Genomic DNA, 24,896 nt, shown 5'->3' on the forward strand with positions numbered 1-24,896 from the left:
CCGCCGCAGGCGGTTCCTCTCCCTTGGGCGGGGGGAGAGGTGGTTTGCGCAGCAAGCCGGAGTGGGGGTGCTTCAACAAGGAGCCGTTTCCGATGGCTGAACTCCCCTCTTCTGCACGCGTGGTGATCATCGGCGGAGGCGCGGTCGGCGTCTCCTCGCTCTATCATCTCGCCAAGGCCGGCTGGACCGACTGCGTGCTGCTCGAAAAGAACGAGCTGACCTCTGGCTCGACCTGGCATGCCGCCGGCAACGTGCCGACCTTCTCGTCGTCCTGGTCGCTGATGAACATGCAGCGCTATTCGACCGAGCTCTATCGCGGGCTGGCGGCCGAGGTCGACTACCCGATGAACTATCACGTCACCGGCTCGATCCGCCTCGCCCACACCAAAGAGCGCATACAGGAGTTCCAGCGCGCCAAGGGCATGGGCCGCTACCAGGGCATGGACATCGACGTCATCGGCCTCGACGAGATCAGGCGCCACTATCCCTTCGTCGAGACGCATGACCTCAAGGGCGCGCTCTACGATCCCAACGACGGCGACATCGACCCGGCGCAGTTGACCCAGGCGCTGGCCAAGGGCGCGCGCGACATGGGAGCCAGGATCATCCGCTTCTGCCCGGTGATTTCAGTCCGCCGCGACAGGGACGAATGGGTCGTGGCGACCGAAAAGGGCGAGATCCGCTGCGAGAAGGTGGTCAACGCCGCCGGCTATCGCGCGGCTGAAGTGGGAAAAATGTTCGGCCGCGACGTGCCGATGATGGTGATGAGCCACCAGTACATCCTGTTCGACGAAATCCCAGAGCTCGCCGCATGGTCGCGGGAAGCTGGCCAAAAGCTGCCGCTGCTGCGCGACGTCGACACTTCTTATTACCTCCGCCAGGAAAAGAACGGCATGAACCTCGGCCCCTATGAGCGCAACTGCCGTGCCCATTGGGCGACGCCCGACGACCGGATGCCGGACGATTTCTCCTTCCAGCTCTACCCCGACGATCTCGAGCGGCTGGAATGGTATCTCGACGACGCCGTCCGCCGCGTGCCGATCCTCGCCACCGCCGGCCTGTCCAAGGTCATCAACGGACCGATCCCCTATGCACCCGACGGCAACCCGCTGATCGGCCCGATGCCCGGCGTGCCCAACGCCTACGAGGCCTGCGTCTTCACCTTCGGCATCGCCCAGGCGGGCGGCGCCGGCAAGGTGCTGGCCGAATGGGTGACGCAAGGCGAAACCGAATGGGACATGTGGTCCTGCGACCCGCGCCGCTTCACCTCGTTCGCCTCGGCACCCGACTATGCGGTGGCCAAGGGCATGGAGGTCTACGGCCACGAATACGCCATCCACTTCCCCCGCCACGCCTGGCCCGCAGCGCGTGACCGCAAGCTTTCGCCCATCCACGACCGGATCGCCGCCCTCGGCGCGCAGTTCAACGCCTACAATGGCTGGGAACGCGCCACCTGGTACGCAAAGCCGGGCGACGACACGTCGGACGAATCGACCCAGACCTTTGCCCGCTCGGGCCCGTGGGAGCAAAGAATCCGCGAGGAATGCCTCGCCGTGCGCGATGCCGCCGGCATTCTCGACCTGCCCGGCTTCAGCCGCTTCAACCTCGACGGTCCTGGTGCTGCGGCATGGCTTGAGACGCAGGTCACCGGCACGGTCCCCAAGGTCGGCCGCATCGGGCTCTGCTATTTCGCCGACGATCACGGCCGCATCGTCACCGAGATGTCGGTTGTCCGCCACTCCGAAGACTTGTTGACGCTGATCACGGCTGCCGTCGCCCAGTGGCACGATTTCGAATGGCTGAAGTCGCACATGCCTGCCGATGCCAACTTCAAGCTCATCGACCGCACTGAGGAATACTCGACGCAAATCCTCGCCGGACCCAATTCGCGGAAAATCCTGGTCGAAGTCTGCGAGGCAGACCTTGCAGCACCGTGGCTGACGCATCAGGAGACCACCATCGCCGGACGCTGGGCCAAGTTGGTGCGCGTCTCCTTCGCCGGCGAACTCGGCTGGGAAATCCACACCAGGGTGGCCGACACGGCCACAGTGTTCGACGCCGTCTGGGCCGCCGGCCAGAAGCATGGGCTGAAGCCGTTCGGCATGTTCGCGCTGGATTCGCTGCGGCTCGAAAAAGGCTACCGTGCCTGGAAGGGCGACCTGTCGACCGACTACACCATCCTGCAGGGCGGGCTCGATCGCTTCGTCAAATGGGACAAGCCGGAGTTTCGCGGCAAGGCAGCCTTGCTCAACGAAAAACAGCAAGGCGTGAAAAAGCGCTTCGTCACGCTTGTGATCGACCATCCCGGCGACTGCGACGCGCCCTATATGTCGACGCTCTGGCACAATGGCTCAATTGTCGGTGAGACCACGTCAGGAGGCTGGGGCCACAGGGTGGACAAATCGATCGCGCTGGGCATGCTGCGTGCCGATCTGGCCGTGCCGGGCGTTACCATCGAAGTCGAGATTTTCGGGGAGCGCTTCAGCGCCACGGTCCAGCAGGATAGACCCTTGTGGGATCCCGAAAACGAAAGGCTACGCTCCTGATGACACTTCCCTTTTCCGATCGAGGTTTTGGCGCCTTCATGTTCGACATGGACGGCACCATCCTGAGCTCGATCGCCGCCACAGAACGCGTCTGGACCGCCTGGGCGATCAAGCACGGCCTCGACGTGGAATCTTTCCTGCCGACCATCCATGGCGTGCGGGCATATGAGACCATCAGCAGGCTGAACCTGCCTGGTATCGACCTGATGACCGAAATCGAGGAGCTGACCCAGGCCGAGCTCAACGACGTCGAAGGCATCGAGCAGATCCATGGCGCAGCACAGTTCCTCAACGCCCTGCCTGTCGAACGCTGGGCGATCGTGACGTCGGCCCCGCGCAAACTGGCAATCCGCCGGCTGGAAGCGGCAGGCCTGCCGATCCCCAACCTGATGGTCACCGGCGAAGACGTCGCCAACGGCAAGCCTGCGCCGGACTGCTTCCTGCTCGGCGCCCAGCGGCTTGGCCACAAGCCGGAGGATTGCCTTGTCTTCGAGGATGCGCCGGCCGGCATTCGAGCTGCCGAAGCGGCAGGCGCGCATGTGCTGGTCATCACCGCCACGCACAATCATGCGGGCGACACCCCGCATCCCTCCATCGCCGGCTATGGTTCCTTGACGTCTCGGCTCGACAGCGCCAGCAGGCTGACGCTTGCTGCTTTGCAGGATGCGGGAGCCTGAGATGCCGAAACCATCCTCCCGCATCTCCGGTATCGTCCCCTCGGGCAAGGACGGCTGGGAAGTCCATTTCGCCGCCATGACGCGCAAGCAGGCCGGCGATGACATCATCATGCTCTCGGTCGGCGACCACGACTTCGACACGCCGTCGGAGACGGTCGAGGCCTGCGTCGACGCTGTTCGCTCGGGCTACCACCACTACACACAGCTGCCCGGACTGCCGCGCCTGCGCGCCGCCATGGCCAGGATCTCGACACGCTGCACCGGCGTCGACACCGCACTTTCCGAAATCATCGCCACGCCGGGCGGCCAGGCAGCGCTCTACGCCGCGGTCCAGGCAACGCATGATCCGGGCGACCACGCCGTGGTGGTGGCGCCCTATTACGCCACCTACCCCGGCACCTTCCGTGCCGCCGGCGCCAGCTACACGGTCGTCGAGGCCCATGCCGCCGACGGCTTCCAGCCACGTGCCTCGGAGATCGAGAAGGCGCTGAAGCCCAACACGCGCTCGATCCTGATCAACACCCCCAACAACCCGACCGGCGCGGTCTATTCGCGCAAGTGCCTGGCAGACATCGCCGAGCTCTGCGTCCGCCGCGATCTGTGGCTGCTCTCCGACGAGGTCTACTGGACGCTCGGCGGTGGCGAGCATGTGTCGCCGCGGGCCCTGCCCGGCATGGCCGAGCGCACGCTTGTCATCAACTCGATGTCCAAAAGCCACGGCATGACCGGCTGGCGTATCGGCTGGCTCACCGCACCAGCCGATCTCGTGTCGCTGATCATCAACCTCAACCTCGTCACCACCTACGGCCTGACCGACTTCGTCAGCCGCGCGGCGATCGAGGCGCTGGAAAACGACTTCGGCGTCGAGCAGATCGCTGCCACCTATGCCGGCCGCCGCACCCTGTTCATCGACCAGATGCGCGGCCTGAACAACGTCACCGTGCGTGGTTCGGAAGGCGGCATGTATGTCATGCTCGACGTCAGCGCCATCGAGCCCGATTGCGAGAAGTTCGCCTGGGATCTGCTCCAACGCGAGAAGGTCGCCGTCATGCCCGGTGCCAGCTTTGGCGACGCCGCCGCCGGCCATATCCGCATCAGCCTTTGCCAGCCCGACGACGTGCTGCGGGAGGCCGCCGGCCGCCTGAGGCGCTTCGCCAACAGCTACGAGAGAACAGCCGCATGACCGAAATCCCCGCCCGTGCCCGCGCCGTCATCATTGGCGGCGGCGTGTCTGGCTGCTCCGTCGCCTATCATCTGGCGAAGCTCGGCTGGACTGACATTGTGCTTCTGGAGCGCAAGCAGCTCACATCAGGCACGACATGGCACGCGGCGGGGTTGATCGGGCAGTTGCGCGCCTCGCAGAACATGACGCGGCTGGCGAAATATTCGGCCGATCTCTACGTCAGGCTCGAGGAAGAGACGGGTGTCGCGACAGGCATGCGCCAGGTCGGTTCCATCACGGTCGCGCTGACCGAGGAGCGCAAGCACGAGATCTATCGCCAGGCCTCGCTCGCTCGCGCCTTCAATGTCGACGTGCGCGAGATTTCCCCCAACGAAGTCAAGCAGATGTACCCGCATCTCAATGTCTCCGACGTGGTCGGTGCCGTGCACCTGCCGCTCGACGGCCAGTGCGACCCTGCCAACATCGCCATGGCTTTGGCCAAGGGTGCCAGGCAGCGCGGCGCCAGGATCGTCGAGAACGTCAAGGTCACCAAGGTCCATACGAAGAATGGGCGAGTCTCCGGCGTGTCGTGGGCACAAGGCGGCGAACAGGGCACCATCGAGACGGACGTCGTCGTCAACTGCGCCGGCATGTGGGCGCGCGAGCTTGGCGCGCAGAACGGCGTCACCATCCCCTTGCACGCCTGCGAGCATTTCTATCTCGTGACCGAAGCCATCCCCGGGCTCGGCCGCCTGCCGGTGCTGCGCGTGCCCGACGAGTGCGCCTACTACAAGGAAGACGCCGGCAAGATGATGCTCGGCGCCTTCGAGCCGGTCTCCAAACCCTGGGGCATGGACGGCATCCCGGAGGAGTTCTGCTTCGACCAGTTGCCCGAGGACATGGACCATTTCGCGCCGATCCTCGAAATGGGCGTCAACCGCATGCCGATGCTGGAAACGGCCGGTATCCACACCTTCTTCAACGGCCCCGAGAGTTTCACCCCCGACGACCGCTACTATCTCGGCGAAGCGCCGGAGCTGGGCGGCTACTGGGTCGCTGCCGGCTACAATTCGATCGGTATCGTCTCGTCAGGCGGTGCCGGCATGGCACTGGCGCAGTGGATCCACGACGGCGAAGCGCCCTTCGACCTGTGGGAAGTCGATATCCGCCGCGCCCAGCCGTTCCAGAAGAACCGGCATTATCTCAAGGAGCGTGTCTCGGAGACGCTCGGCCTGCTCTATGCCGACCATTTCCCCTACCGCCAGATGGCGACTTCGCGGAACGTGCGCCGCTCGCCGCTGCACGAGCATCTGAAGGCGCGGGGCGCGGTGTTCGGCGAAGTCGCCGGCTGGGAGCGCGCCAACTGGTTTGCGAAAGAGGGCCAGGAACGCGAGTACAAATATTCCTGGAAGCGGCAGAACTGGTTCGACAACCAGTGCGAAGAGCACCTTGCCGTGCGCAATGGCGTCGGCCTGTTCGACATGACCTCCTTCGGCAAGATCCGCATCGAGGGTCGCGATGCGCTGGCTTACCTGCAGCGCCTCTGCGCCAACGACATGGATGTCGAGCCGGGCAAGATCGTCTACACCCAGATGCTCAACCGGCGCGGCGGCATCGAAAGCGACCTGACGGTGACGCGGCTTTCGCCGACGGCATACCTCGCCGTCGTGCCCGGCGCGACGCTACAGCGCGACCTCGCCTGGTTCCGCAGACACCTCGGCGACGCGTTCGTCGTCATCACCGATGTCACCGCCGCAGAATCGGTGCTCTGCCTGATGGGGCCGCAGTCGCGGGACCTGATCCAGATGATCAGCCCCAACGATTTCTCCAATGACAAGAATCCGTTCGGCACCTGGCAGGAGATCGAAATCGGCATGGGCCTCGCCCGCGCCCATCGCGTCACCTATGTCGGCGAGCTCGGCTGGGAGCTCTATGTGTCGACAGACCAGGCGGCCCATGTCTTCGAGGCGGTCGAGCAAGCCGGCGCCGATCTCGGGTTGAAGCTCTGCGGCCTGCACACGCTCGATTCCTGCCGCATCGAAAAGGCTTTTCGGCACTTCGGCCACGACATCACCGACGAGGACCATGTGCTGGAAGCTGGGCTCGGCTTTGCGGTCAAGACCGGCAAGGGCGAATTCATCGGCCGCGACGCGGTGCTGCGCAAGCGTGACGCGGGCCTCGGCCGCCGGCTGGTTCAGTTCCGCCTCAACGATCCCGAGCCATTGCTGTTCCACAACGAGGCCATAGTCCGCAACGGCAAGATTGTCGGCACCATCACATCAGGCAATTACGGCCACCATCTCGGCGGCGCCATCGGCCTCGGTTACGTTCCCTGCGTCAACGAGACCGAGGCAGACGTGCTCGGCTCCCGCTACGAGATCGAGATCGCCGGCGAGCGGTTTGCCGCCGAGGCCTCGCTCAAGCCGATGTACGACCCGAAGGCCGAACGTGTCAGGATGTAGCCGCCCCTTACAAAATCGACCGCGCTGACATATTCAGTCGGAGGCGAATTTCATGCGGCGAGGCCGGGCAGTGACGAAAATGCAGCGACGTGTCTGGTGGGGCGACTTCAAGGCGGCCGATTTCACCGGTCTCGATCCGGAGGCCGCCATCGCCGTCATTCCAGTCGCTGCCATCGAGCAGCACGGCCCGCATCTGCCTGTGTCGACCGATCTCGCCATCATGGAAGGCATGCTTGCCGAGACCTTCACCCACCTGCCCGATGATCTCGATGCCCGTTTCCTGCCCATCCAGGCGGTCGGCAAGTCCGACGAGCACATTCACGCGCCCGGCACGCTCAGCCTGCCGGCCAACATGCTGGTCGACGCCTGGACCGAACTCGGCGCCTCGGTTGCCCGCGCGGGTATCCGCAAATTCGTGTTCATCACCTCGCATGGCGGCAACGAGGAGGTCATGGGCATCGTCTCGCGCGAACTGCGCGTGCGTTTCGGCGCCCTGTCGGTGCGTTCGAGCTGGGGGCGCTTTGGTCATCCGGACGAGCTCTACCCTGCCCGTGAAATCCAGTTGGGCATTCACGGCGGCGATGTCGAGACCTCGCTGATGCTGCATTTCCGCCCCGAGCTCGTCGACATGGCCAAGGCGCAGGACTTTGCCTCGAGCTTTGATCGCGCGGAAGGTGAGTTCGAGCTGCTGCGGCCGCACGGCCCGCATGGCTTTTCGTGGATATCAAGCGATCTCAACCCGCACGGCGTGGTCGGCAATGCCTCCGTGGCAACTGCCGAGAAGGGCCGGTTGACGGCTGCGCATCAGGCCAAGGGGTTCGTCCGGCTGTTGCAGGACATCCGCAAGGCCAGGCTGGCCGACTGGATCGCCTGAAGGCTTTCACACGGCAACGCCACTTCAGTAGCCCTCATGGTGAGCCTGTCGAACCACGAGGGCGCCAGGCGGCGCCAAGTACTGTCTGCTCCAAAACCTATGGTTCGACAGGCTCACCATGAGGTTTTGGGGTGCCCGTCATCGACGACCTAGACCTCCAGCCCGAACGGCACGCCCTCGAAGCAGTCGGCGCCACGGCCGATGGCGGCGATCGCCGTCACCATCCGTCCCTTGCGGCCAAGCATCTGGTCCGCCACCGCGATCAGCCGCGGATTGGGCGTCGCTGTCGGTGAAAGCCTCCGTAACAACAGCGCAAGTTCAGCCTCGTCGCGCGACGGGTCGAATGCCGCAGCAATAATGTAGGCGGACGCCGTCGAGCGGCTGACACCCGCCCAGCAGTTGATCGCCAGCGGCCGCGAACGGTCCCAGGCGTGGGCGAAATCCAGCAACCGCCGCACATGCGCCTCGCCGGGCAGCGTCATGCCCTCCTGCACGGCCGCGATGTCGTGCATGTTCATCAGCAGGTGGTTTTCGGCGCGGATCGACACTGGCCGCGTCATCTCGGTGCCGGCCGACAGCAGCGAGACCAGCCGTTCCGCGCCAATGCGCGCGACTGTCTCGTCAACCTTCGACAACGGGCAGACATAGATCACCGCGCCGCCTCCTTCTTCGCCGTTTCCCTGTCCTGCGCCCAGTCGCCCAAGGCGACGTCCAGCCGCCGCCATTCGACCTCGTGGCCCGGCAAGCCGCAACGCAGCTGCGTCGGCCGGTCGGCAAAGCTGCGTACCAGGATGCCTTCGCGCCCCAACGCCTTGAACAGAGCGGCGGCGTCGGAAATGTCGACATGGCGGAACAGCGACGTGCCGCCGGTGACGATCACGCCGGCGCGAGCGAAAGCCTGGTCCAGCCGGTGGGCCGCATGCGCCAGGGTCATCCGCATCTCGCCTTGCCAGTCGGCATCCGCCAGCGCCTTGATGCCATATTCGAGCGACGGCACGGCCACCGACCACGGCCCCAGTTCCTCCTCCAGTCGACCGGCAAGATCTGGGTGGGCCAGCGCGAAGCCGAGACGGATGCCGGCTAGGCCGTAGAATTTGCCGAAAGAGCGCAATACGACGATGCCGCCCTGCTCGACGTCGCCGGCCAGGCTCTCCGCCAGCGGCCCGACATCCATGAACGCCTCGTCGACGACCAGCAGCCCTCCCTTGGCGCGCAGCTTTTCGGCAAGACCGAGGAGATCGGCGCGGGAAACGACCCGCCCGTCCGGATTGTTCGGATTGACCACGACGGCCAGATCGGCCTCGGCGAGCTGCTCGAACGAGCGCACTTCCGCAACCTCGTGACCGGCGATCGCAGCTGCCCGCGCGTGCTCCTGATAGGTCGGCCCGAGCACGAAGGCGCGGCCCGGGCGCACCAGCGAGGCGATTCGTGGCAACAGGATCTGCGTCCCCGGCGCGGGCACGACATGGGCCGCCGACGGCGCGCCGTAAGCAGTGGCGGCAGCCGCCGCGAGGTCGCGCGCCCTGCCCGGCTCGGGTAGGCGCGACAAGGCTGTGGCAGGCAGCTCGAAAAGCGGATAGGAGTTCGGATTGATCCCGGTCGACAGGTCGACGAACGGCTCGGGCGCTCCCGGAAACAGCGCCCTCGCCCGTTCCAGGCTGCCGCCGTGGTCCACGGTCCCTGTCCTACGTCCTGCAAGAAGCGTCATGTCTTTTCCGCTTGCCTTCCTGTCGCTTCTGGTTGAACTCGGTCTCGGCTATCCGGACCGGCTGGTGCGCGCCATCGGCCACCCGGTGATCTGGATCGGCAAGCTGATATCCTTTCTCGACACCAGCCTCAACCGCGCCACCGATACCGACGCCAGGCGCCGTTTTCTGGGCGCGGTTGCCCTCATCGTCATCGTCACAGTGCCCGCCACAATCGCCTTCACCTTCGAACGCCTGTTCGGCCTGCTGCCTTTCGGCATCCTTGTCACTGCCATCGCCGCCTCCAGCCTTGTCGCCCAGCGCAGCCTTGGCAGCCACGTGAAGGCCGTGGCCGATGCGCTCGACAGCGGCGGCATCGTTGCCGGCCGCAAGGCGGTGTCGCAGATCGTCGGCCGCGACCCCGAGCGCCTTGATGAAGCAGGCGTCAGCCGCGCCGCCATCGAGAGCCTGGCCGAAAACTTCTCCGACGGCATCACCGCCCCTGCCTTCTGGCTCGCCATCGGCGGTTTCGCCGGCGGCGCGGCCTACAAGGCCGCCAACACCGCCGATTCGATGATCGGCCACCGCACCACGCGCCACGAAGCCTTCGGCTGGGCGGCAGCCCGTTTCGACGATCTCATCAACCTGCCAGCCTCGCGCCTGACCTCGCTTGCCATCGTGCTCGCCGCCTTCCTCGTGCCCGGCGCCGACCCGAAGGCCGCCTGGGACGCCGTCTGGCGCGACGCGAACAAGCATCGCTCGCCCAATGCCGGCTGGCCCGAGGCCGCCATGGCCGGCGCGCTTGGCCTCGCCCTTGCCGGCCCGCGCGCCTATGGCGGCGTGATGGTCGAGGACGCCTTCATGGGTGCTGGCGGCCGCCGCGAGGCCAATGCCCAGGATATCCGTTCGGCACTCCGCCTCTACTGGACGGCCGACGCCATCCTCGTCGGCGCCATCGGCCTGTTCGGCTTCGCCATCTGGCTCTGAGCGGCGACGCGAGGGCGCCGTGCGTCCGAATGGACGCACCAAGGACGCTCTGACTTACTGAGTTGGCGCATCGTGCTTTCCGAAAATCGGGTCCGATTTTCGGGCCGATGCGCTAGAACTCGATTCCCTTCTGCGCCTTCACCCCGGCGGCGAAATGGTGCTTCGTTGCGCCCATTTCCGTCACGAGGTCCGCAGCTTCGACCAGCGCCGGCTTGGCGTTGCGCCCGGTGACCACCACATGCAGCCCCTCGCGCCTGCCCTTCAGGGCGGCGACAACGTCATCAAGGCTGAGATAGTCGTAGCGCAAGGCGATGTTGAGCTCGTCGAGCACGACAAGTGAAATGCTCGGATCGGCCAGAAGCTCCTTCGCCTTCGCCCACGCGGCTTCGGCGGCGGCGATGTCGCGCTTGATGTCCTGCGTCTCCCAGGTGAATCCTTCGCCCATCGTGTGCCAGACGACGCGGTCGCCAAAGTTGGCGAATGCATCCTGCTCGCCCGAATGCCAGGCGCCCTTGATGAACTGCACGACGCCAACCCGCTGGCCGTAGCCAAGCATGCGCAGCGCCAGCCCGAATGCCGCCGTCGACTTGCCCTTGCCGGGGCCGGTATTGACGATCAAGAGGCCCTTTTCGACGATGGTCTTGCCCGCCACCTCGGCATCCTGAACCGCCTTGCGCTTGGCCATCTTGGCGCGGTGGCGTTCGGCTTCCTGCTCGTCGATCGTCTTCATCATTTCACCTTCATCGGCAAGCCGGCGACCAAAAACAGCACCTCGCCCGCTACGGCCGCCACTTTCTGATTGAGCCTACCCGCATCGTCGCGGAAGCGGCGGGCCAGCGCATTGTCGGGCACGATCCCGAGGCCGACTTCGTTGGAGACCACGAACCACGGCCCGCGCGGTCGAGCCAACAGCCCGACGAGCGCTGCACTTTCGGCCTCGGCGTCATGGTCGGCAAGCATGTGATTGGTGAGCCAAAGCGTCAGGCAATCGACCAAAACAGGTGCGCCGTCGGGCACGGTGCCAAGCGCCCCGACCAGGTCGAGCGGTGCATCGAGCGTCCGCCAGCCGTCGCCACGACGTCCCAGATGGATCGCGATGCGCTCGCGCATCTCGTCGTCATAGGCCTGCGCCGTGGCGATGTACGTCCAAGGCGCAGGAAACTGCGTGATGAGCCGCTCGGCATGCGCGCTCTTGCCGGAGCGCGCGCCGCCGAGCAGGAATGTTAGCTTCTCAGGCAAGACGGCCGTTCAGCGACGGCGCCGGCTCGCTCATGAAGCGATTGCGCACGAAGCCGGCGACTGCGCCCAACACCACCCAGAAAACCAGGTTGGTGATGGTGACGGCAACGACGAAGCTGTGATGCAGGTCGCCCGGGATGGGCGAATCGTGGCTTTCCGGCTGCGGCGCACCGACGACATGGGGCGCGACGATCAGCGCGACACCGACAATCGCCAGCGGCAACGACTGCTTGAAGGCGATCAGCGCGAGGCCTGCTGCGGTCGCCAGAACCGTGAGGGTCCACCAGACCTGCCGGTCACCGAGGTCGGCGGCAGGCATGGCCGGCAGTTCCGGCGGCAGGCCGAGACCTGGGGCCAGGGTGAACACGGCAAAGCCGGCAAAACCCCAGAACACGCCCTGGCGCCAGTTGGCTATGCCGCCGGCAAATTCGGAGACGGCAACCAGAACCAGCGCGAAAGCGACGCCGCTGACGATGTTGGCGAGAGCCGAATAGGCGAAGCGCTCGAAGCCGTCGGCAGGCGCCCAGCCTTCTTCTTCCTCAGCCGGCGCGACAGCCTGCGCGTCGGCGGCAGGTGCGGCCGAGCTTGCCACTGGCGCGGACGTCCCGGCAGCGGATGCCGCGGCATGCTCATGGCCGCCGCCGGCATTTTCATAGGTCTCCGCCTTCAAGATCAGCGGGACGGTTGCATAGGTCTGGAGCGCGGCAAGGATCACGCCGGCCAATAGGCCGCTGATCGCCGCGATGAACACGACGTTGCGAAAGACGGACATGGTTCGGTTGCTTTCGTTAGTGGCAGGGGAAAGCCATCGAGTGGCGATAGTCGTGGGCAGCGTTGTGCACCACTTCCATGTGCGAGAACCCGAGGAAGCCAACAACGAACAGGCCGAGCAGAGCGGCCAGGGAAAGCTGCATGGCGCGCGACTGCGAGGAAACGCCAGCGCCGATTGCCGAAGAAACAGTGTTCATTTCAATGTCCTTTCGCCCTCCACCCGAGGGCATAGAGATCAGTGCCTGTCGCCGGCAGGTCTCCTGGCTTGCGGATCGACACCCTTCCCCGCCTTCCCGAAGCAAGCTTCAGTGGCATTTGGGGAGAGCTAACCGCACACAGTTGCGGGGGCAGCAGCGGCATTGGGCGAATGAGCCCGCACCGCATTCCCTCTTGATTCCTAACGGAACCGACGACGGCGCGACTATAGAAAGAAATGCACGACGCGGCAAACCAAATTCCGACGCCGCCGCGTTCGAATGCGTCAGCGGCGCGCCGTTATCCGCTCGGCGACCAGGTGCTGCAACCGCCACAAATGGCGGTCGTGGATGTCGCGCTGCTCCAGGTTCTTCACGACATTGTAGAGATAATCCGCCGCCGAGCCCCAATGGCCGCAGGTGGTTGCGAGACGATCGGCGACCTCGTCTTCGCCCAGCATGCCGGCATAGGCCCTGCCCTTGCGGTTGATGACGAAACCGAGCGCTGTCAGCGGCCCGTCGTCGGTGGCAAGCTTCAGCCAGCGCGGCTTGTAGGTCGACGGCTTGAGCGTCATCTCGCGGCGGAACAGCTTGTCCAGTTGCTCGGCGGGGTCGGCATCGGTCAGCCTAAGCGCCAGGCCCTTGCACTGCCCGCCCCGGTCCATGCCCATCATCAGACCCGGCTGCTCCTTGGTGGCGCGCCAGCGGTTCATGTTGATGCAAAACGACCTGTGCCAGCCGCGCGCCAGCGCGACCCGTTCTTCGGTGTGCTCGACCTCCGGCTTCCAGATCAGCGAACCATAGGCAAACAGCCAGAGCGGACCTTGGTCGGGACGCGCAGCCAGGGTCCCGGCAATCATCGCGGCATAGTCGCCATCGTCGAGATACATGGCGTCGGGGTCCGGCCCGGCATCGGTGACGTCGCGGTGGCAACGGGCCACCAGCTCTTCCGTCAGCGCCATGACGCGCCCGTTCCCACCCCTGTTCATTTCGCAACCTTGTGCATGACGTTCACACAACCCTCTTCTGCTCAGTTGCAACCATGATAGTGCTGCATGGGCGCGGGGACACCCGAAACGCTGAATCGATTGGCCATGACGATGCATCCGACCACCGAACAAGTTCAAGCCCGGCCGCAGCGCGTTTCGGTCATCGACATTGCCCGCGGCACAGCGCTCGTCGCCATGGCGGTTTACCACTTTGCCTGGGACCTCGAATTCTTCGGCTATGTCGAGCCAGGCATGACCGCCTATGGCGGCTGGAAGCTGTTTGCCCGCTGCATCGCCTCGAGCTTTCTCTTTCTGGTCGGCGTCAGCCTCGTTCTGGCGCATGCCAAGGGTATTCGCTGGCCGGGTTACTGGCGGCGCCTGGCCATGGTCGTTGCCGCGGCCCTGGCGATATCGGTGGCCACCTGGATTGCGATGCCCAACACCTTCATCTTCTTCGGCATCCTGCACCAGATCGCGCTGGCCAGCGTGCTTGGCCTCGCCTTCCTGCGCCTGCCGCCCGTGCTGACGCTGGTCGTGGCGGCGCTGGTCATCGCCGCGCCACACTATCTGCGCTCGGAGTTCTTCAACCAGCCGCTGCTGTTGTGGGTCGGACTTTCGACCGCGCCGCCGCGCTCCAACGACTTCGTGCCGCTGCTCCCGTGGTTCGGCGCGGTTCTGATCGGCATCGGCGCTGCGCGGCTGGCCCTGAAGGCGGGCCTGTTCGACCGTCTCGCCCGGCTGCAGCCTGGACGTTGGTCGCAGCCGCTCAGCTTCTTCGGCCGGCACAGCCTTGCCTTCTACCTGGTCCACCAGCCGGTCCTGATCGGCCTGGTCTGGACCCTTTCGCAGGTCTTCCCGGCACCCGTCGAAACCCGCGAGGTCGGTTTTCTGAAATCCTGCCAGGTTTCCTGCGAGCAGAGCCGCGACACCGAATTCTGCTCGCGCTACTGTGTGTGCATGCTCGACGAACTGCAAAAGGACGATTCGCTTGACCGTCTTTACGCCGCCGACCCCAGCCCTGAATTGAAGGCCCATGTCGGAGACGCCGCCGATATGTGCAGCCGCAGGACCGACAATCCGATGATCGACGGAGGAACGCAGTGACCGACTACAACGCCGCCCCCAATACGGTGCCGTGGCCACCGGTTATCTATCTGGCCGCGATCGCTGTGGCGACCGTTCTCGGCCTGCTGGTTCCTCTGCCCTGGATCGGCGAGCCGCTCTCCGACCTGCTGTTTGCGGCCGGCTGGCTGGCCATCGTTGCAGTCATCGCGATCTATTATTCGGCCGTGCAGGCACTGAAGCGCGGCAACACCACGATCAGGCCGGACAAGGCGTCGGAGCATCTCGTGACGTCGGGGGCGTTCTCGTTCACCCGCAACCCGATCTATTTCGCCAACACGCTTCTGATGATCGGCATAGGCCTCGTCGTCAGCAGCTTGTGGTTCATCCTGCTTGCGTTGATGGCGGCGTTCGCAACGCAGAAGCTGGCCATCGAACGCGAGGAAAAACATCTCCTCGCCCGCTTCGGCAAGAAGTACATCGACTACACCAAGAAGGTCCGTCGCTGGATCTGATTGCCCTCCAGCGACCGCCGGGCAGAATCAGGTGTTGACGCCCAGCTCCACCAGCCGCTCGACGCAGGATTCTTCGGCCTGGTCGAGTTCCGCCAGGGTCTCTTCGAGATCGCGCCGCTTCTGGCGCAGATCCTCGCGCTTTTCCTCGATGCGCTTGATCATCAGCTTGAGCTGACCGACCTCGCCGGGGGGCTCGCGATACATCTGGATGATCTCGCGGATCTCGTTGATCGAGAAGCCGAGCCGCTTGCCGCGCATGATCTGTCGGACGAGGTGCCGGTCGGACGGGCGAAACAGGCGAGTCCTGCCGCGTCGCACCGGCTGGATCAGCCCCTCATCCTCGTAAAATCGTAGCGTCCGCGTCGAAATGTCGAATTCGCGGGTCAGTTCGGTGATCGAATAATATTCCCGCATCTGAGCTCCACCCTCGGCGGGACGAGAACGCGCCGCCTCAAAATACTGCCGGGCACGAGCCGTGGCGATCACACCGGCGGCAAGCAGGCCGCGCAGTTGAAAAACAACTTTGAGTCCGACCTGAGTCTCACACACAACTTACGTAAAAGTCAATCACGCCTGCGACCCACAACCGCTGGGCCACCGCCCTATCCGCTGCCGAGATGCAGCCACCATGTGGCCAGGCTGAGGAACGCCAGGAACCCGATCACGTCGGTAATCATCGTCGTGAAGATGGATGATGAAATGGCGGGGTCGGCGCCCAGCTTGTCGAGGAACAGCGGAATGAGAATGCCGCCCAGCGCCGCCGCCAGCATGTTCAGGACCATCGCCGCCGCGATGACGAAGCCGAGGTCGGGGTTGTGGAACCACAAACCGGCCACCAGGCCAAGGATTGCTGCGATGACGGCGCCATTGAGCAGCCCGACCATCACCTCGCGGCGGATAACGCGGCCGGCATTGTAGATGTCGAGGTCGCGGGTCGCCAACGCGCGCACCGTCACTGTCATCGTCTGCGTGCCGGCGTTGCCGCCGAGCGACGCGACGATCGGCATAAGCGCCGCCAGCGCCACCATCTCCTCGATGGTCGCCCCGAACATGCTGATGACGGACGCGGAGACGAAGGCGGTGCCCAGATTGACCAGGAGCCAGGGCACGCGCGAGCGCGAGGTGGCTGCGACCGTGTCGGACAGCTCTTCGTCGCCGACGCCGCCCATGCGCAGCAGATCTTCCTCGGCTTCCTGCTGGATGACGTCCACGACGTCATCGATGGTCAACACGCCGACGAGACGTTCGTTTTCGTCGACGACGGCGGCCGACAAGAGGTCGTATTGCTCGAATTCGCGCGCTGCCTCTTCCTGGTCCATCGTCGCGGGAATGGCGTGACGCGTCTCATGCATCACTTCTTCGATCTTGACCGCGCGCTTGGTGCGCAGGATCTGGTCGAGGTCGACGGCGCCCAGAAGCTTGAAGGTCGGATCGATCACGAACACCTGGCTGAAACGGTCAGGCAGGTCCTTGTCGTCGCGCAGATAGTCGATGGTCTGGCCGACCGTCCAGAATGGCGGCACGGCCACGAACTCGGTCTGCATGCGCCGGCCGGCAGATTCTTCGGGATAATCGAGCGACCGCCGCAGCCTGATCCGTTCGGTGAACGGCAGTTGCGCCAGAATCTCGTTCTGGTCCTCGGCGTCGAGATCTTCCAGGATGTAGACGGCGTCGTCGGAATCCAGTTCCTGCACCGCCTGGGCGATCTGGGCGTTGGGCAGGTTGTCGACGATGTCGAGACGAATCGCCTCGTCGACCTCGGTCAGCGCCGAGAAGTCGAAATCCGAGCCCATCAGTTCGACCAGCGCCAGCCGCTGTTCGGGCAGCAGCGCCTCGAGCAGGTCGCCTAGCTCCGACTGGTGCAGTCCAGATACGTCGCGCTTCAGCGTCAGCGTGTCGCGGTCGGCGATCGCCGCGCCGATATGGGCGAGATATGAGGCAAGGATCACCCCGTCCTCGCCGTAGATTTCGGCACCGGTGACGTCAGCGGCGTCGACGCCGTGCATGTGGTCGTGCTGGGCTTCCATCGGCGCGTCCCGCTAGCGGATTTCGGGATTCGGAGTGCGTTACCCCTAGCCCGCAAAGTGCGGGAATATCAAATGAAATGCGTCCCGTCGGCTGTGCGGCGCAAAGGCATTTCGCGGCTGTTTCAATCAGGCCACATGCTCGCTTGCGCAATGGCCGTGATCGGCCAGCACTTCGATGATGCGGCAATCGCAGATGCGGCCATGGCCGCATTCGTCGATCATGCGCGCCAGTTCGCCGCGCAGCATCTGCAGCTTGTCGATGCGCCGGTCGACCTCGCGCAGGTGCGCCTTGGCGATGCTGTCCGCCTGATGGCACGAAGCCTGAGGCTCCTGCGACATTGCCAGCAATTCGCGGATGTGGTCGACCTCGAACCCCAATTCGCGTGCGTGCCGGATGAAATTCAGCCGATCGATCTCGGCCTTGCCGTAGCGGCGCTGGTTGCCTTCGGTGCGCGGCGGCGCGGCGATCAGACCGATCTGCTCGTAGAAGCGAATGGTCGGAACCTTGACGCCCGTACGCCGGGCCAGTTCGCCGATCGGCAAATTCATCACAAAATACCCCTTGATCCTCTAGCCGCTAGAGATTCTAGCATCACTTCACATAGGAATGAAAGGATCCATCATGAATGACGCCAGCGCCGGCAAGACGCGATTTCGCGTGGGCGGCATGGATTGCGCGTCCTGCGCGACCAAGATCGAGAACGCGGTCAGCCGCCTGCCCGGCATCACCGAAGTCGGTATCTCTGTCTCGGCCGGCACGATGACAGTATCGCACTCGGGTGCGGCTCCCTCCGCCGAGATTACGCGCCAGGTAAAGGCGCTCGGCTATTCCGTGGCGATGCTTGGCGCAACGCGGGCCGTCGAAACCGGCGGCGCCAGGCATGTGCACGGACCCGGGTGCAATCACGATCATGCCGGGCACGATCATGCCGGGCACGATCATGCCGCCCACGACCACGGCACCCATTCGGGACACGACCACGGGGCGGCGGCAGCGAATGCCACGGACACCGGCCACGATCATTTCGATCTCGACGATGGCCCCTGGTGGCAGTCGCGCAAGGCCAGGCTGACGATCGCCTGCGGCGCAGCCCTGCTCGGCGCCTATGCCATCGGCCATTTCATCCCGCAGGCCGGGCACTGGGCCTTCCTGGCAGCGCTGGCCGTCGGCCTGATACCCGTGGCGCGGCGCGCCATGACCGCAGCCATAACCGGCACCCCCTTCTCGATCGAAACCCTGATGTCGATCGCCGCGATTGGCGCCGTCTTCATCGGCGCCACCGAAGAAGCGGCGATGGTGGTCCTTCTGTTCCTTATCGGCGAACTGCTCGAGGGCGTAGCCGCCCGTCGCGCCCGGGCCAGCATTCGCGGCCTTGCCGACCTGGTGCCCAAGACGGCGCTGATCGAGGAAATCGGCTCGACGCGCGAGGTTCCGGCCGATTCGATCCGTGTTGGCGCCATCATGCTGGTGCGCCCCGGCGACCGTGTTGCCGCAGATGGCATGATCGTCGAAGGTTCGAGCACGCTCGACGAAGCGCCCGTGACCGGCGAAAGCGTGCCCAAGGCGAAGGCGTCGGGCGACGAGGTCTTTGCCGGAACGATCAACACCGATGCCGTGCTCAAGGTCCGCGTCACTGCAGCCGCCGCCGACAACACCATCGCCCGCGTCATCAAGCTGGTCGAGGAGGCTCAGGAGAGCAAGGCCCCGACCGAGCGCTTCATCGATCGCTTCTCGCGCTACTACACTCCGGCGGTGCTGGTGGTCGGTGCCCTGGTCGCCATCCTTCCGCCGCTTGCCCTGGGGGCGTCGTGGTCGGAATGGATCTACAAGGGCCTGGCGATCCTGCTGATCGGCTGCCCTTGCGCGCTGGTCATCTCGACGCCCGCAGCAATCGCTGCCGGCCTCTCCGCCGGCGCGCGACGCGGCCTGCTGCTCAAGGGCGGCGCGGTGCTCGAAGGCATGCGCCGCGTCACGACGGTTGCGCTCGACAAGACCGGCACGCTGACCGAGGGCAAGCCCAAGGTCACCGACATCGTCGCCGTCACCCGGCCCGAGGCCAAGGTCCTGTCGCTCGCCGCGGCCCTTGAAACGGGCTCCAGCCATCCGCTCGCCGTCGCCATCCTGGCACGCGCCAAGGCCGACGGCGTGCCGGTACCCCCGGCGTCCGCCGCCAGGGCCATCGCCGGCAAGGGTGTGGCGGCGATGGTCGGCGGCGAGGACGTGCTGCTGGCCTCTGCCGCGGCGGCAGCAGCCATCGCGCCCCTGCCGGCCGAGCTTGCCCAGCGCATCGCCGGCCTGAACGCCGAAGGCAAGACTGTCTCTGTCCTGCTGGTCGACCAGCAGGTGGCGGGACTGCTCGCCATGCGTGACGAGCCGCGTCCCGACGCCATCGCCGCCCTCGCAACGCTGAAGGCCGACGGTATCGCCACGGTCATGCTGACCGGCGACAACGAGGCCACGGCGCGCGCCATCGGCACCGGGCTGGGCATACCCGTTCGCGCCGGGCTTTTGCCGGACGACAAGCAGCGAATCGTTCGCGAGCTGCAAAAGAGCGGCCAGGTGGTCGCCAAGGTGGGCGACGGCATCAACGACGCCCCTGCCCTTGCCGCTGCCGACTTCGGCATCGCCATGGGTGGCGGCACCGATGTCGCGCTCGAAACCGCCGACGCTGCCATCCTGCACGGCCGCGTGACCGACATCCCCGACATGATCGCGCTGTCGAAATCGGTGATGGGCAATATCGGCCAGAACATCACCATCGCGCTCGGCCTCAAGGCGGTGTTCCTGGTCACCACCATCGCCGGCATCACCGGTCTGTGGCCTGCCATCCTCGCCGACACCGGCGCCACCGTTCTGGTGACGGCAAACGCCATGCGCCTGCTTGCCTGGCGCGGGCGCTAGCGCGTTCAACAGCGGTTCTGGTCATCAGTGCGCGACTTCGGGCTTTCCTTAGTGTCCATGACTGGAAAAACAGACTCGATTTCCAGTAGGGATCATGCACATTTGCTGCGACCTTGCGCGCCCTGGCGGGCGGGCAAGGGTTGCGCCTGTTGCGCGCAGCAAATCGCCCTATAGCTTCGCTATGGAATTCACTTGAATCTGCACTCACTGCCTGAGGAACGTATGGCCGAAGCCGATAGTAGTTTGGAACAATCTGTGTCCACGGTTGGGGAGCATTGGCGCGACAGCCCATACTATGCCGATGCCGAACAATGGACACATATATTCTGGGGCGACCAAACCCATTTTCGACGGTTGTTCAATCAACTTGATCTGTCAGACGTCGTGGAATTGGCCTGTGGGCACGGGCGGCACGCGGAAAAAATGGCCCCCTTTGCTCGGCAACTAAGCCTGATGGACCTGCATGACAACAACATCGACATTTGTCGGAAACGCCTGGCTGGCCACCCAAACGTCAATTTCTATGCAAATAATGGCTATGATTTTCAGCCGATAGCCGACAATTCTCTGACTGCAATATTCTGCTACGACGCGATGGTTCACTTCAGCCCGGATATCGTCGCATCTTACCTGGCGGACGCCACCCGAGTGTTGCGCCAAGGTGGGATGGCACTGCTTCACCATTCAAACTACCCGGCACCGCCGGAAAATCATTATGGGCAAAATCCCCACGCCCGAAACCACATGACGCTCGAGCTGTTTCAACAACTCACGAAGGACGCTGGATTGGCGATCGTGGAGACGATACCGCTGCAGTGGGGACTGGTCCCCGATCTTGACCGGCTGTCGCTGGTTCGGAAGGCATAACTCTGCTTCGCAGAGCAATCCGCCGGCCCCTTTATGCGGGAAACGCGCTCAATACGGCGCAGCAATAGACTGCGTCGTCTGCTACCGACATGGCCAGGGTGAGAAGCCCCTGGACATGTCGAGACCTCGAACGGCAGGTACGCTACGGGCAATTTCGCGCTTCTTGGCTGCGGTCATCCGTCGGCCGGGCATCCCAGGTTGGCGGCGACTTAGGACTGCCCCGGCCTGCCTTCACTAGCCTGAGCACCAGCGCCGAGATCAAACATCCACAGCCCCCCGTCGTCCATGTGAGGGGGATGATATTGACGGTCCTGCGGAATAGGCTCGAGCCGCACACCGGTTTCATCCGCCAGATAGTCATAGCCGATGGGCTGGTCACGGCGATCAGGGTCGAGAAAACTGTACAGATCGCGCCGCGCCGCTCGCCGACCTGGATCGATCATTTTCAGATGATAGAGATTTAGCCCGCAGCGCATTTCCTTGAAGCCCGCATTCCGCGGATACCAAAGGTCATGCAATCCAGTGTCAGTTCGTTCTGAAGGGTTGAATGCTCGAAACAGGCAATAGCGGATCTTTGCTCCCCATATGCCATCGATGCGGTAACTGTCCGGCGCGTACAGTTCGCGAAAATTGAACCCCCACGCGATGCGCCCCTTCCTGCTGGTCAGTTCCGAGATTTGCGATGATACCGAACCTTCAAAGCGTTCGTCTGGATCTACCGCCAATATCCAATCGGCACCCGCGTTCCGCGCAGCCCCGATCAAGGCGCGTCGTCGCTCGACTTCATTGCTGAACACCCCCGTCGACAAGCGATCGTCATACGCTATCCAGCCATCGACAATCGGATCGATGTTTGCGAGCAAGTCTGGAACCAAGTGCGCATCAAAGCGGAAGCTGAAGACCGCAATTACCTTTTGCCTGCGCTTGAATATGGATTTCCATCGCGACATGCTTGGCTTGATATTGCTACTAATCACACGGCACCTTTTGAAATTCTAATCATTCAACATGATTCAGCTATTTGGCCGTCCATCGGGAAAACAGCACGCCGCCTGCTTTGGCACCCAACGTGATCCAGAATATCGGCATCGACATCATCACGAAGAATAGATCGCGCCCCCTCAGGCCAGAGCGCGCCAGGGCCCGTGCCGGACGCGATTGGCGCAGCACATCCCGGGCAATCTTCAAATGCGTCTTTCCCAATATCCGATGCATGTCTTGGCCATAGCGGACGCCACGTTGAAACTGATCCGCAATCAGCCGCGTAAGTCGCGTTTCATTGAGATGAACAGTCTGAACCTCGGGTTCCCAGACCGGCTGCAAGTCGTGCGGAAGCCTCTTCAAGAACTCGGTGTCTTCGCAAGTTTGGATGCTCTCGTTGAACTGACCGAACTCTTCGAAGAGTTTTCGATCGAACGAAGCGCCGAAGCGGATTGCAAGATGTTCTGGCAAGCCGGGCAGCCGACGCATGAACATACCGATGTAGCCAGCGCACGCGACCAAGTTGCGGGGATGGCTGTTCACGATGGCGCTGGACACCGCTCGCGCTCCGCGATGATGGCGAGACAGACGCTTTTCTACCCACCCAGCCCGCGCCCGACAGTCACTCGCCAGAAAAGCAACAAACGGCGCTTGTGTTTCGTCTATGCCACGATTGCGGGCCGCTCCGACATACAGGCGCTCCTTGTATTCGATGCATGGCACATCGATGCCTGCCCTATTGAGCACGCTGCGAACGTCACCCCCGCCAGAGTTGACCACGACGATCTCCGTAGGGAGATCCTGGTCCAGCAATGATCGAACAGCATCCACAACGTCCGTCGACGCCCTGTAGCAAAGTACGATCGTCGCGAGTTCACTCTGTCGGGCAAGCACGCAATGCATCTCCAAGCCGAACACTCTCAAAGGCCACCAAGGGAAGTGCCTTTAAGTGATACATGCACAATCTGCAATATGCCTGATACCTAATTACCACAACCTTTGCTTGCCGTTTTCGGATAGCAGTTGTGAGGCGGCGCACCTGCTTCGGATATTTGGGCATGAGCGGCCCAGCAGTCCCAAAACCGGAGCGCATTGCCCGCCGTCCGAGGAAAGGGCTCGACATCGGTCGACCGAATAGCGTCTCGACGATGACTTGATGAGATTTGTGAACGACCCACATCCCCAGACGATACATGAACCGTCGACAGCCCTTTGCGGGCGCAGGTCGCTGGGCAAGCCGCGCGCCCAAACGCAATCGTCGAGGATCATCAAGCCGCCGTAGTTTCGGCGATTGGTCTTGCGGGCAACGGCCCATGTTGCGCCGACACATCGCCAGAGCGATCGACGATCTGCACAAGGCGGTCGCGTTCCTCGACATGATGATGGCGATGAACCAGGCCGACGAACCCAGACTTCGTCGGGAAGCACAGCGATGCCAGGGAGCCTCAGGGCTGCTTGCGCAGAGGCCGCACAGGCAGGAATGAAATCATGGCCAGACTGCCTTTTTATTCCAAGACATCCTTGATTTTCTTGCCAAAATATTCGGATTCGGCCTAGACACAGCCCTGAAGAATACGAGCACATCGGCATACACGCCGGGTACGCCTGATCGGAACGGCCATGCTCACGGATCGTAGGGTGCAGCAGAATGCAAAGATCGACTTTGGACGGGGCCAATGCGACGCGCCTGCTTGCTGCATCGACCATCCTTCTCTTCCACCTGATCAGGATGCCTTCGCTGGAATTCCCTAGTTCGGTTCGTTACATCTACGAATTCGGCGGGTATGGCGTCCCCTTATTCTACATCCTAAGTGCCTTCGTGCTTTGCTATGGCTACTTCGGGAATTTGAACACCCGCTCGCAAGTTATTGATTTTTATGTGAGGCGGTTTTTCCGGATTGCTCCATTCTACTACTTCATGATGGCGATTTTCTTCGCGTGGCACTTGGTGGTATTTAACGGCTATGTTATACCACTGGACAAAATGTTTATTTCAGCAACGTTTCTGTTTAATCTCGTTCCGGGATACGCAGAAGGGGTTGTCTGGGCATCATGGTCCATCGGCGTCGAGATGCTCTTTTATGCAATATTTCCGCTCGTCTCCTGGCTCGCTTTTTCTTTGGGGAGGTCGGTTGCACTCTTTGCAACCGCTGTGTGCATCAACGCGGCCTGGCGCTACTTCTTCATCATTGGTAATGATGACAAGGTTCTGGCAAGCTTCGCCACCTCCTCAATTTTCAATCAACTTCATTACTTTGCGGCAGGGGTCGTTGCTTTTTGGGCTTGGAAGAAGTGGAACTCCATGGTTCCTCATCGGCTCGTGATCGCCGCGGCGCTGTTCTGCATTGGTCTTCTAGCAACCTTTGCTCCAAGTATCATGCACTACTATAGCAAGGTCTTTGGCGCCTTTTGGGCGACTGCGTTCGCCGCAACCTGGGCCGCGGCTTTGGCCTTGCTGGTTGCAGGCTTCGGATTTGACCGCTTCCGGCTCAAGTCGCTTGCATGGACCGCCAAGCTGGGGGAAGCCAGCTTCAGCATCTACCTATGGCATCCTCTCGTTATCGGCTCCCTGAACATGGCTGGCGCTTACAAGTGGCTATATGCTTCCCTGCCCGGCGTTGCTGCCCCGTTCTTCGCGAGTGCGGCACTAACATTTGCAATAGTTCTGCCGCTGTCATCGCTCTCTTACGAGTTCATAGAGAAACGGGCGAGTTTCATGCTTCGTCGCGCCTTCGTGAATGCAACGAAAGCCAGGCCCCCGATAACGATTTGACCACTGTCGCCTTGAGGGTGCCGCTGGCGATGCCAAGCACCGCTCTCGTTTTGGGAACGTGCCGATTACCGCGCCGGCGGGCACGGTTCTATCCATGGTATTTCCTCGCTATGCTTTGGGAAGGCAAACATCGCGCTCGTTGCAAATGGCAACGGGCGAAGCTAGCGTCGTGCGCCTGAGGAA

23 protein-coding genes and 1 riboswitch are annotated in these 24,896 nt (G+C 63.4%); of the genes, 11 read left to right on the forward strand and 12 right to left on the reverse strand.

All coding sequences use genetic code 11. The annotated features are described in order from the left end of the window. Nucleotides 1-92: 92 nt before the first annotated feature. From PCJ21_RS02080 to PCJ21_RS02100, 5 genes are all read left to right on the forward strand, one after another. Complete coding sequence (locus PCJ21_RS02080) at nt 93-2,546, forward strand: GcvT family protein (protein ID WP_269929713.1); 2,454 nt, start codon at nt 93-95, stop codon at nt 2,544-2,546. Continuing rightward, nucleotides 2,546-3,223 carry an HAD-IA family hydrolase gene (locus PCJ21_RS02085; protein WP_269929714.1) on the forward strand — a complete coding sequence of 226 codons (678 nt, stop codon included), beginning with the start codon at nt 2,546-2,548 and terminating at the stop codon, nt 3,221-3,223. The genes PCJ21_RS02080 and PCJ21_RS02085 overlap by 1 nt, the downstream gene beginning before the upstream one ends. A 1-nt stretch (nt 3,224) precedes the next feature. Further along, nucleotides 3,225-4,406 (forward strand): pyridoxal phosphate-dependent aminotransferase, encoded by a 1,182-nt coding sequence (locus PCJ21_RS02090; RefSeq protein ID WP_269929715.1) that lies wholly within the window; start codon nt 3,225-3,227, stop codon nt 4,404-4,406. Continuing rightward, nucleotides 4,403-6,847 carry a GcvT family protein gene (locus PCJ21_RS02095; protein WP_269929716.1) on the forward strand — a complete coding sequence of 815 codons (2,445 nt, stop codon included), beginning with the start codon at nt 4,403-4,405 and terminating at the stop codon, nt 6,845-6,847. The genes PCJ21_RS02090 and PCJ21_RS02095 overlap by 4 nt, the downstream gene beginning before the upstream one ends. Nucleotides 6,848-6,917: 70 nt before the next feature. Further along, complete coding sequence (locus PCJ21_RS02100; RefSeq protein ID WP_269929717.1) at nt 6,918-7,721, forward strand: creatininase family protein; 804 nt, start codon at nt 6,918-6,920, stop codon at nt 7,719-7,721. A gap of 149 nt (nt 7,722-7,870) precedes the next feature. Here PCJ21_RS02100 and PCJ21_RS02105 read toward each other — a convergent pair whose 3' ends face one another. Continuing rightward, the gene (locus PCJ21_RS02105; protein ID WP_269929718.1) at nt 7,871-8,374 is read right to left on the reverse strand and encodes a tyrosine phosphatase family protein; all 504 of its coding nucleotides are present in this window, start codon (nt 8,372-8,374) and stop codon (nt 7,871-7,873) included. Then, nucleotides 8,371-9,429: a threonine-phosphate decarboxylase CobD gene (gene cobD, locus PCJ21_RS02110; RefSeq protein ID WP_442865942.1), complete on the reverse strand. Its 1,059-nt coding sequence runs from the start codon at nt 9,427-9,429 to the stop codon at nt 8,371-8,373. The genes PCJ21_RS02105 and cobD overlap by 4 nt, the downstream gene beginning before the upstream one ends. On the opposite strand from cobD, the gene cbiB reads away from it, so the two are divergent. Continuing rightward, on the forward strand, nt 9,428-10,393 hold the full coding sequence (gene cbiB, locus PCJ21_RS02115; protein WP_269929720.1) for an adenosylcobinamide-phosphate synthase CbiB: 966 nt from the start codon (nt 9,428-9,430) through the stop codon (nt 10,391-10,393). The genes cobD and cbiB overlap by 2 nt on opposite strands. A gap of 112 nt (nt 10,394-10,505) precedes the next feature. Here the strand turns inward: cbiB and cobO are convergent, their stop codons facing one another. The 5 genes from cobO to PCJ21_RS02140 all read right to left on the reverse strand — a co-directional run bounded on the left by cobO (nt 10,506) and on the right by PCJ21_RS02140 (nt 13,586). After that, nucleotides 10,506-11,123 (reverse strand): cob(I)yrinic acid a,c-diamide adenosyltransferase, encoded by a 618-nt coding sequence (gene cobO / locus PCJ21_RS02120; RefSeq protein ID WP_269929721.1) that lies wholly within the window; start codon nt 11,121-11,123, stop codon nt 10,506-10,508. After that, complete coding sequence (gene cobU / locus PCJ21_RS02125; protein ID WP_269929722.1) at nt 11,123-11,632, reverse strand: bifunctional adenosylcobinamide kinase/adenosylcobinamide-phosphate guanylyltransferase; 510 nt, start codon at nt 11,630-11,632, stop codon at nt 11,123-11,125. The genes cobO and cobU overlap by 1 nt, the downstream gene beginning before the upstream one ends. Further along, nucleotides 11,625-12,404 carry a CbtA family protein gene (locus PCJ21_RS02130; RefSeq protein WP_269929723.1) on the reverse strand — a complete coding sequence of 260 codons (780 nt, stop codon included), beginning with the start codon at nt 12,402-12,404 and terminating at the stop codon, nt 11,625-11,627. Before PCJ21_RS02130 ends, cobU begins: the two co-directional genes overlap by 8 nt. Before the next feature lie 16 nt (nt 12,405-12,420). Next, complete coding sequence (locus PCJ21_RS02135) at nt 12,421-12,600, reverse strand: CbtB domain-containing protein (protein ID WP_269929724.1); 180 nt, start codon at nt 12,598-12,600, stop codon at nt 12,421-12,423. Between the two features lie 36 nt (nt 12,601-12,636). Beyond that, nucleotides 12,637-12,829: riboswitch (cobalamin riboswitch) on the reverse strand. Between the two features lie 55 nt (nt 12,830-12,884). After that, a complete protein-coding gene (locus PCJ21_RS02140; protein ID WP_269929725.1) occupies nt 12,885-13,586 on the reverse strand; it encodes a gamma-glutamylcyclotransferase in 702 nt (233 codons plus the stop codon). Nucleotides 13,587-13,691: 105 nt separating this feature from the next. Here PCJ21_RS02140 and PCJ21_RS02145 point away from each other — a divergent pair, with 105 nt between their 5' ends. Together PCJ21_RS02145 and PCJ21_RS02150 are read left to right on the forward strand one after the other, a co-directional pair. Further along, nucleotides 13,692-14,690, forward strand: a complete 999-nt coding sequence (locus tag PCJ21_RS02145; RefSeq protein ID WP_269929726.1) for a DUF1624 domain-containing protein — start codon at nt 13,692-13,694, stop codon at nt 14,688-14,690. After that, nucleotides 14,687-15,163, forward strand: a complete 477-nt coding sequence (locus PCJ21_RS02150; RefSeq protein ID WP_269929727.1) for a methyltransferase family protein — start codon at nt 14,687-14,689, stop codon at nt 15,161-15,163. The genes PCJ21_RS02145 and PCJ21_RS02150 overlap by 4 nt, the downstream gene beginning before the upstream one ends. A 27-nt stretch (nt 15,164-15,190) precedes the next feature. Here PCJ21_RS02150 and PCJ21_RS02155 read toward each other — a convergent pair whose 3' ends face one another. The 3 genes from PCJ21_RS02155 to PCJ21_RS02165 all read right to left on the reverse strand — a co-directional run bounded on the left by PCJ21_RS02155 (nt 15,191) and on the right by PCJ21_RS02165 (nt 17,742). Continuing rightward, nucleotides 15,191-15,577 (reverse strand): MerR family transcriptional regulator, encoded by a 387-nt coding sequence (locus PCJ21_RS02155; RefSeq protein WP_269929728.1) that lies wholly within the window; start codon nt 15,575-15,577, stop codon nt 15,191-15,193. A gap of 188 nt (nt 15,578-15,765) precedes the next feature. Beyond that, the gene (gene mgtE / locus PCJ21_RS02160; protein WP_269929729.1) at nt 15,766-17,190 is read right to left on the reverse strand and encodes a magnesium transporter; all 1,425 of its coding nucleotides are present in this window, start codon (nt 17,188-17,190) and stop codon (nt 15,766-15,768) included. Between the two features lie 126 nt (nt 17,191-17,316). Continuing rightward, nucleotides 17,317-17,742 (reverse strand): MerR family transcriptional regulator, encoded by a 426-nt coding sequence (locus PCJ21_RS02165; RefSeq protein ID WP_269929730.1) that lies wholly within the window; start codon nt 17,740-17,742, stop codon nt 17,317-17,319. 70 nt (nt 17,743-17,812) lie between these two features. Between PCJ21_RS02165 and PCJ21_RS02170 the strand changes: the two genes are divergently transcribed. Both PCJ21_RS02170 and PCJ21_RS02175 read left to right on the forward strand, forming a co-directional pair. Next, complete coding sequence (locus PCJ21_RS02170) at nt 17,813-20,092, forward strand: heavy metal translocating P-type ATPase (RefSeq protein ID WP_269929731.1); 2,280 nt, start codon at nt 17,813-17,815, stop codon at nt 20,090-20,092. 222 nt (nt 20,093-20,314) lie between these two features. Further along, complete coding sequence (locus PCJ21_RS02175) at nt 20,315-20,959, forward strand: class I SAM-dependent methyltransferase (protein ID WP_269929732.1); 645 nt, start codon at nt 20,315-20,317, stop codon at nt 20,957-20,959. A gap of 209 nt (nt 20,960-21,168) precedes the next feature. Here the strand turns inward: PCJ21_RS02175 and PCJ21_RS02180 are convergent, their stop codons facing one another. Next, entirely contained in the window at nt 21,169-21,936 is a 768-nt protein-coding gene (locus tag PCJ21_RS02180; RefSeq protein ID WP_269929733.1) for a hypothetical protein, read from the reverse strand. Nucleotides 21,937-21,976: 40 nt separating this feature from the next. Then, complete coding sequence (locus PCJ21_RS02185) at nt 21,977-22,834, reverse strand: glycosyltransferase family A protein (RefSeq protein ID WP_269929734.1); 858 nt, start codon at nt 22,832-22,834, stop codon at nt 21,977-21,979. Nucleotides 22,835-23,588: 754 nt separating this feature from the next. Between PCJ21_RS02185 and PCJ21_RS02190 the strand changes: the two genes are divergently transcribed. Then, nucleotides 23,589-24,713 carry an acyltransferase family protein gene (locus PCJ21_RS02190; protein ID WP_269929735.1) on the forward strand — a complete coding sequence of 375 codons (1,125 nt, stop codon included), beginning with the start codon at nt 23,589-23,591 and terminating at the stop codon, nt 24,711-24,713. Nucleotides 24,714-24,896 lie beyond the last annotated feature (183 nt).

This window comes from Aminobacter sp. HY435 (assembly GCF_027568395.1).
Classification (GTDB): Bacteria; Pseudomonadota; Alphaproteobacteria; order Rhizobiales; family Rhizobiaceae; genus Aminobacter.